Raw genomic sequence first — 13,240 nt, 5'->3', positions numbered from 1 at the left:
GTAAAGTCCCGATCCGTGGGGCTTTATCAATAAAAGGCATGTCCAATGTTCGCGAGGCTGGCGACGACAATGACTATAAACGTCAGGATCATACCCGCTTGGCGTAGCGCCATAATTTGGGGTCGTGCACCGAAACCCCGTGCATGCAAAATCCGGCCTGAAATGAATGCAATACCCAGTAGATGGATTACCCAGATCGGGGCGCCCTGCAGTTCCGCCATGAGTATTAGCAAAAGTGTGATCGGGGCATATTCGCCACAATTAGCTTGTACCCGAATACGCTTCTGAAGTTCTTTATCTTCTCCGTCTCCGATAGAAACGCGAGCGTTCTTCCGACGGAAAATTACTCGAAAGCTAAGGAAAACGTAAAAAAGACCGATAATTCCGGCGTATAGCGGTGTCACAAAGGGCATACAGTGTTCCTTTAATTTGTATCAGAAGACTCGAAGTCAAATACGTTGTCAAAGTGAATATGTGCCCGTCTAGGTAAAAAAGGTGGTTGAGCGTTTCTGTTTACGTGAGGTGGGACTGCTTAGTTTTCTAGCTTTACTGCTGCTTGGTCTCGGGCAAGTGTGCGGGTTTCTGCGTGGCTCAAGAATATTAGTGTTTCTTCAGGCGTGCGCCCTTTTGCCAAAGATTTCGACCAAAGACGCCGCGCGGATGCTGGCGACCAAGGAAGTGCTGCCTGTGAAAGCCACTCGCGCAGCGGGGCGGGAAGGCTGTCATAAGCAGCCATTGGATCGCGTGAACGGCGTTTCCGCCGTAGGCTGCTTTGTCCAAGGTTTCGGGTCATGCATCGCCTTCCGGATCAAGAACGGGGTCTAAGACAAGAACCAACCGTGTTTCATTCGTGCCTTCGATAGGTGGGGAGCGATGCAGCAATCCCGATGCAGGCTTTTCTGGCCACAGCGTTCCACGTAGAAGTATAGGCGCGCCAGTATCAACAGTGATGATACGCTTTGGATCATTGCCTGCCTGGGCGAATCCATATTGTGTGCCTGTTCCACGATAAGTGCAGACCAACCGTGCGGTTAAAGCATCTATATGAAATTTCCGACAGGCGTTGGTTGTGACAACATCCAGCCGAAGCCTTAGGTATTTTGTATTAAGCAATTCAGAAAATAACGTAGCAAGCGCGGCGATATCGCTCTCAAGCCAATCACGTTCTGGTCCCGAAGGCATTTCTGCGATGTCGCAAAGGTGGGTTACGGCCTCAGCTGCGAGTTCAGACCGAAGGGTGATACGTCCGCGGGGCAGTTGTTCTGGCCTCAGATTGTTTAACCCGCTTTGGATATGGGCGGGAGTGTGTTTATTCCAAATCGCTGCGGCGCATGCTGGGTTCAAAAAAGCACTGAGGGCGTTAGGGGTGTCGACGTTCTGAACACTGATCGTCGTGGCGTCGGCCAAATTGCTAATGGCGTTCATGCAGCATCCTCCGACTTACGCCAGCTTGGAAATGGATCAGGATAGTCCGGTAGGTTGTCAGGCCCAACAGCCGCGAGTGCAGGGATAAGACAGGTATCCAATCGTGTTTTTAGCGCAGGCCAATCAATTCCAGCCCCGATGAAAACGAGTTCTTGGCGTCGATCCCCCCATGGTTCCTGCCAATGGGCCTGCATATAGGCCTGTGCGCTGTCGTTCGTGGGATATCTATCTTTTGGTACGGAGGCCCACCACGTGCCAAGAGGTTTAACACTTGAGAGAGAACCGGCCAAAGAGTACTCAGCGACCCAATCAGGGCGGGTCGAAATCCAGAAATGGCCTTTGGCGCGGATCACCCCAGGAAGAGTCCCGTTTAAAACTTCGAGGATACGCTCTGGAATGAACGGTAATCTGGCACGATATACGTATGAGCCAACGCCGTATTCCTCTGTTTCGGGCACATGGTCCGCAAAACCATACAATTCCTTGGCCCACATGGGGTGTTCGTGTGCTTGATCAAAATCAAAAAGACCCGTGTTAAGGATTTTTCCTGCCTCTACGATTGAGCGGTTGGTTTCAATAATTTCGGCATCAGCATTTAGGCTGCGAATGATCTTCCGGGCGGCATCTGTTTTTTCATGTCCTGCGTCGTCAACTTTATTCAGAATGACCACGTCTGCAAATTCGATCTGATCGGTGAGCAAATGCACGAGGGTGCGTTCATCCTCTTCTCCCATGGTTTCTCCTCGATCTTTGAGGAAGTCATGGGACGAATAATCATGCAGAAGGTTTGCAGCATCAACGACAGTGACCATAGTGTCTAGGCGTGCAACATCTGACAGGCTGTCGCCGGCTTCGTCTCGAAAGTCAAAGGTCGCAGCAACAGGGAGTGGTTCGGAGATGCCTGTGGATTCAATTAATAAATAATCAAAACGCCCCTCGGATGCGAGGCGCCGGACCTCTTCTAATAAATCATCCCGAAGTGTACAGCATATACAGCCGTTCGACATTTCCACCAAGGTTTCGTCGGTACGGCTTAATTCAGTGTCAGCGCGTACAAGATCTGCATCGATGTTCACTTCAGACATATCATTGACAATCACAGCAACCCGAAGGCCGTCGCGATTGTTAAGAACACGATTCAAAAGGGTGGTTTTTCCAGCGCCAAGAAATCCAGATAAAACGGTTACGGGAAGGCGGGTGTCTAACATCTGATTGATACCTTTGCGGCGAGAGAAAATCGAAAGCGATACAATGTGGTTTTGGAATCGTTTAAATGATATGTTATAACATTACAACTTGAGATTTGATAAAATGAAACATTCCCATCACCCGATAGCAGTCCAGGGGATCGAGATCATCCGCAGCGTTATTGTTGGAGGGGTGCTAAGGAGTGACCAATAAAAAAAGGTTAGGCACCGCGATGTGGCTGCCTAACCTTATGAGTGGTAAAAGCAGCAAGTGTTTGCTGCTTTTAGATGGTCTGTGGTTATTCGAGTTCGACCAACAAATCCTTTGCGTCGATCTGCCCACCTGCTGACACATGCAGCGCTGATACAGTCGCGTCGCGTTCAGCGTGGATGCCGGTTTCCATTTTCATGGCTTCAATAGTTAAAAGCAAATCGCCTTCTTTGACTTGCTGACCAGCTGTTACAACGACCGATGCAACAACGCCCGGCATAGGTGCGCCGATATGGTTTGCATTGCCTGCCTCGGCTTTGGGACGGCTTGCCGTTTGTGCCTGAACAGCACGGTTGGGAACACGAATAACACGTGGTTGACCGTTTAGTTCAAAGAACACTTTCACATTACCGTCTTCACCGGTTTCGCCCATGGCCTGCATGCGAACTTCGAGAATTTTCCCGGGATCGATTTCGGCTGAAATCTCTTCACCCGGTTCCATGCCATAGAAGAACGTTTTTGTCGGTAGGGTGCGAACAGGCCCGTAGGTACGATGACGGCCCATATAATCTAGAAATACCTTCGGATACATGAGGTAACCATTGAGGTCTTCGTCATCGACCTTAAAGCCCTCTAGTTCTTCTGACAGCTCGCTGCGCACTTTCTCAAGATCGATTGGCGCAAGATGTTCGCCTGGACGTGTCGTCGCTGGTGCGTCACCTTTCAGAACCTTTTGCTGGAACGCCTTAGGGAAGCCGCCGGGAGGCTGACCAAGGTTGCCGCGCATCATGTCAATCACTGAGTCAGGGAAGGCCACGTCAACATCAGGGTTTTCAACCTCATCCCGTGTTAGCCCCTGTGACACCATCATCAAGGCCATGTCGCCAACCACTTTGGAAGACGGGGTGACTTTGACGATGTCACCAAACATTTGGTTCACATCTGCATAAGTTTGGGCAACCTCAGGCCATTTTTCTTCAAGACCTAGGCTGCGCGCTTGTGCCTTCAAGTTGGTGAACTGACCGCCGGGCATTTCATGCAGATATACCTCAGAGGCAGGCGCAGAGGTGCCGCTTTCAAAGGCGGCGTATTGACCGCGCACGTGTTCCCAGTAATCAGACATTTCGCGCACAGCTTCGATATCAAGGCCGGTATCACGATCTGTGTGCGCCAGTGCTTCAACGATAGAGCCCAGACATGGCTGTGAAGTGCCGCCCGAGAACGCATCCATAGCCGCATCAACCGCGTCAACACCTGCATCCGCGGCTGCAAGGATGGTCGCGGCGGCAATGCCGGATGTGTCATGCGTGTGGAAGTGAATTGGTAGACCAACCTCTTCCTTAAGTGCTTTGACCAATACACGGGCGGCTGCCGGTTTTAGAAGGCCGGCCATATCCTTCAGGCCGAGTACATGCGCACCTGCTGCTTTTAGGTCTTTACCCATGTTGACGTAATACTGAAGATCGTATTTCGCGCGATCTGGGTTTAGGATGTCACCCGTATAACAAACTGTGCCTTCGCAAACCTTGTTGGCTTCAACAACGGCATCCATTGCAACGCGCATATTTTCAACCCAGTTGAGGCTGTCAAAGACACGGAAAACATCCACGCCGCTGCTCGCGGCTTGGCCGACAAATTCCTGCACCACGTTGTCAGGATAATTTGTGTAGCCAACACCGTTTGAAGCGCGCAACAACATTTGCGTCATGAGGTTTGGCATGGATTTGCGCAGATCACGAAGACGCTGCCACGGGCATTCCTGCAAGAAACGGTAAGCAACATCAAATGTCGCGCCGCCCCAGCATTCTACAGAAAACAGTTGCGGCAGGTTTGCAGAATAGGCTGGTGCTGCTTTGATCATGTCGATCGAGCGCATACGCGTTGCGAGCAGCGATTGGTGACCGTCACGCATGGTTGTATCGGTGAGCAGAAGCTGCTTTTGCGCCGCCATCCAGTCGGCAACAGCTTGCGGGCCTTTTTCCTCAAGCAAATTGCGTGTGCCAGAGGTTTGTTCGCCTAGAACGCGTGGGGCTTTAGGTGTCTTCAGGTCTGCCGCAGGTTTTACACGGCCCTCGGTTTCGGGGTGACCGTTGACAGAAATATCCGCGATGTAGGTCAGAATTTTGGTCGCTCGATCCCGACGCTTTTTGAACTGGAACAGCTCTGGCGTCGTGTCAATAAACTTAGTCGTGTAAGTGTTATCGAGGAAGGTCGGGTGTTTCAGCAGGTTTTCAACAAACGCAATGTTCGTTGAAACGCCGCGAATACGGAATTCACGCAATGCGCGGTCCATCCGGGCGATTGCTGCCTCAGGTGTTTGGGCGCTTGCTGTGATTTTTGTTAGTAGAGAATCGTAGTAGCGCGTGATGACGCCGCCAGAGTAAGCTGTGCCGCCGTCCAAACGAATGCCCATACCCGTCGCAGAACGATAGGCTGTAATACGGCCATAATCCGGGATGAAGTTGTTCAATGGATCTTCGGTGGTGATGCGGGTCTGAAGCGCATGACCATTTAGGCGCACTTCATCTTGCGATGCTTTGCCTGTTGCTTCCGCGATTGTTTTACCTTCGGCAATCCGGATTTGAGCCTGAACAATGTCGATGCCCGTCACTTCTTCGGTAACAGTGTGTTCCACCTGAACGCGTGGGTTCACCTCGATGAAGTAGAATTTGCCGCTGTCCATATCCATTAGGAATTCAACAGTGCCGGCGCATTCGTAGTTTACGTGTTTACAGATTTTGTAGCCAAGTTCACAGATTTCTGCGCGCTGCTCTTCTGACAAATACGGGGCGGGGGCGCGTTCAACCACTTTTTGATTACGGCGCTGAACAGAACAGTCGCGTTCAAACAGATGGTACATTCCGCCGTGCGTATCGCCAAGAATTTGAACTTCGACGTGACGGGCACGTAGAATCATCTTTTCAAGATAGCCTTCGCCATTGCCAAAAGCGGCTTCGGCTTCGCGACGTCCTTCGAGAACTTTTTCTTCGACTTCATCCGGGCCCATGATCGGACGCATACCGCGACCGCCGCCGCCCCATGACGCTTTTAACATCAAAGGATAACCAACTTCGGCTGCTTCCTCACGGATCGCAGCCATGTCTGTGCCGAGAACTTCGGTGGCTGGGATGACGGGAACACCTGCTTCAACCGCGACTTTGCGCGCAGAAGCTTTATCACCAAGTGCGCGCATTGTCGCCGCTTTTGGGCCGACGAAGGTAATGCCAGCAGCATCACAAGCGTCAACAAAATCGGGGTTTTCAGATAAGAGACCATATCCAGGGTGGATCGCATCCGCGCCGGACATCTTTGCAACACGAATGATTTCTTCGATGCTAAGGTAAGCCGCAACAGGACCCATGCCTTCACCGATGCGGTAGGCTTCATCTGCCTTAAAGCGATGTAGGCTGAGTTTATCTTCCTCAGCAAAAACCGCTACGGTTTGTTTTCCCATTTCATTGGCAGCGCGCATAACGCGAATGGCAATTTCGCCTCTGTTGGCGATTAGGATTTTTTTAAACTCGGGCACAGGTGGCTCTCCTATTCTTTTGCGGGTGCAAAATGTGGACCAGATGTCGCAGGTATTGCTGCGGCGCAGCATAAGCAGGACTTAGCTATCCTTGCAAGCATTGTGTAAGGTTTCATATTAATCTGTCGCGAGCGAAAAACGACAAATTCACAGCCGAGCGCGAAGCACCTTTATAATTCTGTTACTTATCGTGGAATTGGTTGCGCTAACTGAGAAAAACGATGTGATTTCAATGAAATTCAATTGAAAAAATCATAAGAACAATTTGAGAACGTTTCTTTAACTCAGGCGGTTTTTTCGCTAAGCTGACTCGCATGAGCAGTTATGATGAATTCGACGCCTCCGATGCGGCAGCTAAACCCTCGTTGTCTCAACGTGCCCGTGGTATAACCACTGCGGGGCAAGCCGCTCCTTATTTGGATGGGCTTAACCCGGCCCAACGCGAGGCAGTCGAAACTCTAGATGGTCCTGTGCTGATGTTGGCAGGGGCAGGTACGGGTAAAACCAAAGCTTTGACCAGTCGGATTACACATTTGATCCGCACAGGGCGCGCGCGGCCAAATGAAATCTTGGCGGTGACGTTTACCAATAAAGCAGCCCGCGAGATGAAAGAACGCGTCGCATCCATGATGGATCAACCCATTGATGGGATGCCATGGTTAGGGACCTTCCATGCGATTTGTGTCAAGCTGCTGCGCCGCCACGCGGAATTGGTTGGTCTTAAAACCAATTTCACGATTTTAGACACGGACGATCAGGTACGCTTGTTAAAACAACTGATCCGCGCTGCTGGTGTGGACGAAAAACGCTGGCCGCCGCGTACGCTGGCCAACATTATCGACAGTTGGAAAAACCGTGCCTTTACACCCGAAACTCTGCCCTCGTCGGAGGGGAGTGCATTCAACGGCCACGGGCCGGGATTGTACAAACAGTATCAGGAGCGATTAAAAAGCCTGAACGCCTGCGATTTTGGTGATCTGCTCCTGCATGTTGTGACGATTTTCCAGAAGTACGATGACCTGCTGAACCAATATCAACGCTGGTTCCAGTATATTTTGGTGGACGAATATCAGGATACCAACGTTGCGCAATACATGTGGCTGCGATTGCTTGCAGGTGGGCATAAGAATATCTGCTGTGTAGGCGATGATGACCAGTCCATCTACGGATGGCGTGGGGCTGAGGTCGGAAATATTCTGAAGTTTGAAAAAGACTTCCCCGGTGCAAAGGTTGTGAAGCTGGAGCAAAATTATCGTTCCACCCCACATATCCTTGCTGCGGCGTCTTCGGTGATTGCGGGTAACGAAGGACGTCTTGGTAAAACACTTTGGACGGATCGCGAAGAGGGGGATCTTGTTCGTCTGATCAGTCATTGGGATGGCGAAAAAGAAGCCTTCTGGATTGGGGACGACATCGAGGCGCAGCAACGGGGGACACGTGGAAACGCCCCGGTTAGTTTAGAGGATATGGCGATACTCGTGCGGGCGTCCCATCAGATGCGCGCGTTTGAGGATCGTTTTCTGACGATTGGTTTGCCGTACCGCGTGATTGGCGGGCCGCGATTTTATGAACGTTTAGAGATTCGGGATGCGCTGGCGTATTTCCGGGTCGTAACTTCGCCCGAGGATGACCTTGCGTTTGAACGTATTGTGAATACGCCAAAGCGTGGTGTCGGCGATAAGGCGTTGCAGACGATTCAAGTAACCGCGCGCGAAAGAGGCTTGCCTCTGATAGAGGCCGCGCGCGTTTTAACGCAATCTGGTGACCTAAAAGGCAAGGCCAAAATTGAGCTTGCGAAGCTCGTGGCCAGCTTTGACCGTTGGCGCGCACATCTATCCCCTGTTTTAGTGACTGACGACACATCTCTGTTTGACGATGAAACACAACCGCTTGAGACAGAAACTGCGCTGAGCCACATTGAGCTTGCTGAGATCATTCTCGACGAATCCGGCTATACGGATATGTGGCAGAAATCCAAAGAAGTTGATGCGCCGGGTAGGTTGGAAAACCTCAAAGAACTGGTCAAAGCGCTTGAGCAATTTGAAAATCTTCAGGGATTTTTAGAACATATCGCGTTGATCATGGAAAATGATAGCCACGAACACGAAGAAAAAGTCACGATCATGACGTTGCACGGGGCCAAAGGTTTGGAGTTTCCGGTCGTGTTTTTACCCGGTTGGGAAGATGGTCTGTTTCCGTCTCAACGTTCTATGGATGAAAGTGGGCTTAAGGGTTTGGAGGAAGAACGCCGCCTCGCCTATGTTGGGATCACACGGGCCGAAAGCCTTTGTACGATTTCATTTGCGGAAAATCGGTTGGTTTATGGGCAATGGCAAACACAGATGCCATCGCGATTCATTGATGAACTGCCTGAGGACCACGTGGAAATTCTAACGCCGTCCGGTGTGCATGGCGGTGGATATGGTGCCGCGCGGCCAACAGCACAAATGGAAGAGCGTGCGCAGCGGGCTGACGCCTATAACTCTCCGGGGTGGAAACGGATGCAGGCTAGAAATGCTGCGCGCCCCAGTGCCGGCCCAAGTGCAGCGCGCAATATGGTTATTGATGCCAAGGTAGTTTCCAGTTTTAAGCAAGGTGATCGTGTGTTCCATGATAAATTTGGCTATGGCACGATTATGGGAATCGAAGCAGACACTTTGGATATTGAATTCGACAAGGCCGGCGCGAAAAAAGCCAAAGCTGCATTTGTGATTGCCGCCACCCGTGCGGATGACGTGCCGTTTTAGGTTGCTGGGGTAAGCAATGGATAAAGCGAAGCAACCAATAGCAATGCTGCAGAAATGTTGAACGCCCGAACACGTGTGGGTGTGCCTAAAAAGCGCGACATTTCCTGACCTAGATAAGCCCAAACGCTGACGCTTGGAAGGTTCACAAGGCCAAAGATAACCGCAACAATCGTGACGCCGATGGTCGTCGATGGTTGGGGTGCGTAAACTGTGATCGCGGTTAGGGCCATTGTCCATGCTTTCGGATTCACCCACTGAAATAGCGCGGCCTGCATGAATGTCATGGGCGTGCCTTGTTCTTCGCCTTCCAGTTTTGAAACCTTGCGCGTCATCGCAATTTTCCATGCGAGGTACAATAAATAGGCAATGCTCACAATTTTGAGAATGGTGTAGCTAATCGGATAAGTGTCAAAAAGCTGCACCAACCCTATGCCAACTAGAAATACCATTAGCATAAATCCAAGCGCGACGCCCAGCATGTGTGGAATAGTTCGCAAAATTCCAAAGTTCACTCCCGATGTCATCAGCATGAGGTTGTTTGGGCCGGGGGTGATTGAGCTTACGAACGCGAAAGTCGTGAGGGCGAGTAATATTTCTAATGTCATTGCCATATTTCCTGTTTCACGCAATTATTGCGCGATGTTACCGCAATTAATCTCCTATATTGCTTGTTTTTGATCATATTTCGCATTTAAGTGTGAAGATGGATCAAAAAACAGAACAGATATTGCGCGAACTGTCAAAGGATGGGCGGATCAGTAACCTTGAATTGGCCGAACGCGTGTCGTTGTCGCCTTCGGCTTGCTTGCGCCGTGTGCAAGATCTCGAATCAAAAGGTATCATCAAAGGGTATCGAGCGGTTTTAGATCGTGAAAAGCTTGGGGATCGTTTTACCGCTTATGTGATGGTGGGGCTTTCGGATCATTCCAAAGCATCGCAAGAAGCGTTTGAGCGCTCTATCTCTTTGTCGCCAGAGGTGCGTGAATGTCATAACATCGCAGGGCAGCATGAATACTTACTTCGTGTCGAAGCCGCTGATCTGCAATCATACAAGTTTTTTCATACAGATCTTCTGGGGACATTACCGCAGGTGAATTCGATCACATCGCTTGTTGTTATGGGATCCCCTAAGGATGAGCGCGCTTAAACATAAAAAAACGGCGACCCCAGGGAGGAGGGGAGTCGCCGTTCTTTTGCTGCGCATCTCCAATCAGGGAGGAGAAAAAGATGCGCTTTCAATGTTCATCTCCTAAGGGAGGAGAAAAGAGACAAACATCGTCGGACCGAAGTCCAGAAAGAGAAGCGACAACGCTAAGGGAGGAGCGCGCTATCGCTTGATGCACCGTTTCAAGGGAGGAGAAGATCCGGTGCAATGTTGGTGGGCAAAGCCCTAGTCACGCGGTTGCATCAGGGAGGAGCGATGCGACCGCTTTTCAGTGCGCTAAGGGAGGAAAGCGCAGTGAAAAATTCTTATGCGCCGTAGGTGGCTTCGTATGCGACTGAGTGAATTGCGCTACGTGCAATACCCAGATCAGCAAGTTCACGGCCGCTCAACTCAGAAAGTTCACGCACTGTTTTACGGAATGTCCGATACTGCGCGAAACGCTCAGTTGCGGAAGTAAATGCAGTGGTTGCGCGGTCAAAAATGCCAGCGTCAAAGGAGCGGGTTGTTGATACAGTTGCCATTGGTTCGTCTTTCTCATCTTCATTCGGTGAACGCCGTATTGCGCTAACAAGGATGAAAATAGGGAGTTGCTGCGATTGCACAATCCCTGAACGCGTCAATGCCGCTATGCAGAAAATGCATACGTAATTCTGACCTATTGTCTTGGCATTGTCACATAATGGCGTTACGGGCCTTGCGCTTTGGTTAAAAGCCCTAAAGAAATGCCATCGAACAAGATGGGGAAAAGCCATGAGCATCACGCGCGATCGCATTCTAGCTGAATTAAAACGTATCACGTTACCGGACGGCGGCGATGTCGTAAGTCGGGATATGGTACGTGCCATGCAGATTGATGGCAGTTCCGTTAGTTTCGTTATCGAGGGCGAAACGCCTGAAATGGCCGCGCGTTTGGGCGCGGTGCGTGACGCAGCCGAGCAATTGGTTTCCGCCATGGATGGAGTTGAAAAAACATCTATCGTATTGACTGCGCATGGACCGGCCGCAAAACAGGTCCCTCGTGGTGGTCAGGGCGAAGCGCCGAGCCTAAAGATTGGTGGACACCCGAAGCCTGCACAGCAAGAAGGCCCGCAAAAAGTTGCGGGTATTGATCGTATTATTGCGGTTGCTTCCGGCAAGGGCGGCGTTGGGAAATCGACTGTTTCGTCAAATCTAGCGGTTGCGTTGGCAAAGCAGGGTCGTCGTGTTGGGTTGTTGGATGCTGATATCTATGGGCCATCGCAGCCACGGATGATGGGGGTTTCTAAACGCCCTGCATCTCCTGATGGTAAAACGATCATTCCGCTGCAGGCGCATGGCGTCACCATGATGTCGATTGGTTTGATGGTCGACCCTGATCAGGCGGTTGTTTGGCGCGGTCCAATGTTGATGGGCGCTTTGCAGCAAATGCTGGGGCAGGTTGAATGGGGGGAGCTCGACGTTTTGATCATCGACCTTCCGCCAGGTACGGGTGATGTTCAGTTAACGCTGTGCCAACGCACGGCCTTAACAGGTGCGATCGTTGTCTCGACGCCGCAAGACGTTGCACTGTTGGATGCACGCAAAGGCATTAATATGTTTAAGACGCTAAAGACTCCGATCTTAGGGTTGATTGAAAACATGTCGATGTATGTTTGTCCGAAATGCGGAAACGAAGAACATATTTTTGGCCATGGCGGTGTGCGCGAGGAGGCAGAGAAGCTCGGAGTTCCTTTGCTCGCTGAATTGCCTCTTGATCTTAAGGTACGCGTTGCAGGCGATAGTGGAACACCTATTGCTGCTGGCGATGGGCCGTTGGCTGACGCCTACGCTGCGTTGGCAAAAGGGCTGGTTGCAGGTGGTATCGCCTAGCTTCACGTTTTAGGATGCTGTGGGAATTTATGGGAGAGGCGTGAATATTCGCGCCTCTTTTCTATTTTACCCCGTTCGAATCAAATTTCCGGGGTGTTTAGTGGTTGTATTGAGCTAAGTTGGTTGGAGTTCATGTGGTAATTTGGCCTCTGTCTCGCGGAATTGAGTATTTTTTGGGAAATCATGGGAATGCTCGTGAAAAATAATTTTGCGCTATATGTTGTGTCTCGTGTGTTGAATTTCCGCGATAAAATGTGTTTTAATTGTGGCTATCACATCTAAATGTTGATTTTGCACTTAATTGAAAACAATATGATGTGTCGGTTCTGTGCAGATTTTTCTTGATTACCATGAATTCCCATGGCATCCCTAGTTACACGATAAGACGGGTCGCAGGGGCAGCAACAAGAACCCCAAACAAAATACCAAAGTCAGGTTTCATACAGGCCCCGCTTTTATCGAATTAAGAGATCCGGCGCGCGAGCGAGCAGACATCCCCCCAGGTGGCGCGTGCAGTCGGACATACCCGGTAACGGGACGAGGGCGGCGGATTGAGCAGTGGCAGCGGCTCAACCCGCCGTTTCCTTTTTTGGGGAACGAAATGAGGCAACATTAAGGAGCCAACCGTGGTTCGCAGCTTCCGGGGCGAAAGCCTCAACAAGGTGGATACGAAAGGTCGGATGTCGATTCCGGCTTCGTTTCGCCGTGTGTTGGAGGCAGGGGATCCCAATTGGGAAACAGGCAAACAACCAGAGTTGGTTATTGTCTACGGCGGGAAAAACCGTCGTCACTTAGAATGCTTTACAATCGAAGCGATTTTGGACGTAGAACGCCGCATTCTAAAAATGCCGCGCGGATCCAAGAAACGTAAAGCGCTGCAAACCCTTTATTCAACACAAGCCACAACAACATCTGTAGATGATACGGGGCGTCTTGTGTTGCCCGCAAAGCTTCGCGAAAAAATCGGCCTAGATGGCAATGCGTTTTTTGCGGGTAAGTTGGACACCTTTGAAATCTGGAACCCTGAAACCTACGACGATGAAATGTTCGCTGGGTTGGACGAAGATGATGATTTTGATCCAGACGCTGATGCATCAATCTATCTTGACGGAGAAGAGGACGAATAGT

11 protein-coding genes are annotated in these 13,240 nt (G+C 50.7%); 4 read left to right on the top strand and 7 right to left on the bottom strand.

What is annotated here, in order from left to right; translation table 11 throughout:
* Positions 1-26 precede the first annotated feature (26 nt).
* The 5 genes from G9C99_RS04465 to G9C99_RS04445 form a co-directional block, all read right to left on the bottom strand.
* Positions 27-413 (bottom strand): MAPEG family protein, encoded by a 387-nt coding sequence (locus G9C99_RS04465; RefSeq protein ID WP_166416218.1) that lies wholly within the window; start codon positions 411-413, stop codon positions 27-29.
* A gap of 119 nt (positions 414-532) precedes the next feature.
* A complete protein-coding gene (locus G9C99_RS04460) occupies positions 533-793 on the bottom strand; it encodes a DUF6525 family protein (protein ID WP_166416217.1) in 261 nt (86 codons plus the stop codon).
* Positions 790-1,425: a DUF1826 domain-containing protein gene (locus tag G9C99_RS04455; protein WP_166416216.1), complete on the bottom strand. Its 636-nt coding sequence runs from the start codon at positions 1,423-1,425 to the stop codon at positions 790-792. Before G9C99_RS04455 ends, G9C99_RS04460 begins: the two co-directional genes overlap by 4 nt.
* A complete protein-coding gene (locus G9C99_RS04450; protein ID WP_166416215.1) occupies positions 1,422-2,633 on the bottom strand; it encodes a GTP-binding protein in 1,212 nt (403 codons plus the stop codon). Before G9C99_RS04450 ends, G9C99_RS04455 begins: the two co-directional genes overlap by 4 nt.
* A 278-nt stretch (positions 2,634-2,911) precedes the next feature.
* Positions 2,912-6,352 carry a pyruvate carboxylase gene (locus tag G9C99_RS04445; protein WP_166416214.1) on the bottom strand — a complete coding sequence of 1,147 codons (3,441 nt, stop codon included), beginning with the start codon at positions 6,350-6,352 and terminating at the stop codon, positions 2,912-2,914.
* Between the two features lie 314 nt (positions 6,353-6,666).
* Here G9C99_RS04445 and G9C99_RS04440 point away from each other — a divergent pair, with 314 nt between their 5' ends.
* Positions 6,667-9,099, top strand: coding sequence for an ATP-dependent helicase (locus G9C99_RS04440; RefSeq protein ID WP_166416213.1), 2,433 nt, complete (start codon positions 6,667-6,669; stop codon positions 9,097-9,099).
* On the opposite strand, the gene G9C99_RS04435 is transcribed toward G9C99_RS04440, so the two are convergent.
* Positions 9,096-9,704 carry a LysE family translocator gene (locus tag G9C99_RS04435; RefSeq protein WP_166416212.1) on the bottom strand — a complete coding sequence of 203 codons (609 nt, stop codon included), beginning with the start codon at positions 9,702-9,704 and terminating at the stop codon, positions 9,096-9,098. The two genes, G9C99_RS04440 and G9C99_RS04435, sit on opposite strands and share 4 nt — an antisense overlap.
* Before the next feature lie 98 nt (positions 9,705-9,802).
* On the opposite strand from G9C99_RS04435, the gene G9C99_RS04430 reads away from it, so the two are divergent.
* Entirely contained in the window at positions 9,803-10,246 is a 444-nt protein-coding gene (locus G9C99_RS04430) for an Lrp/AsnC family transcriptional regulator (RefSeq protein WP_166416211.1), read from the top strand.
* A gap of 323 nt (positions 10,247-10,569) precedes the next feature.
* Here G9C99_RS04430 and G9C99_RS04425 read toward each other — a convergent pair whose 3' ends face one another.
* A complete protein-coding gene (locus G9C99_RS04425) occupies positions 10,570-10,785 on the bottom strand; it encodes a DUF1127 domain-containing protein (protein ID WP_166416210.1) in 216 nt (71 codons plus the stop codon).
* A gap of 229 nt (positions 10,786-11,014) precedes the next feature.
* Between G9C99_RS04425 and G9C99_RS04420 the strand changes: the two genes are divergently transcribed.
* Positions 11,015-12,112, top strand: coding sequence for an Mrp/NBP35 family ATP-binding protein (locus tag G9C99_RS04420; RefSeq protein WP_166416209.1), 1,098 nt, complete (start codon positions 11,015-11,017; stop codon positions 12,110-12,112).
* 626 nt (positions 12,113-12,738) lie between these two features.
* Positions 12,739-13,239 carry a division/cell wall cluster transcriptional repressor MraZ gene (gene mraZ, locus G9C99_RS04415; RefSeq protein WP_166416208.1) on the top strand — a complete coding sequence of 167 codons (501 nt, stop codon included), beginning with the start codon at positions 12,739-12,741 and terminating at the stop codon, positions 13,237-13,239.
* Position 13,240: the final 1 nt, after the last annotated feature.

The organism is Cochlodiniinecator piscidefendens (genome assembly GCF_011326755.1).
In the GTDB taxonomy this organism is placed as follows: domain Bacteria; phylum Pseudomonadota; class Alphaproteobacteria; order Rhodobacterales; family Rhodobacteraceae; genus Cochlodiniinecator; species Cochlodiniinecator piscidefendens.
The sequence above is the reverse complement of the archived record's forward strand: the minus strand, read 5'-3'. Positions and strand labels throughout refer to the sequence as shown.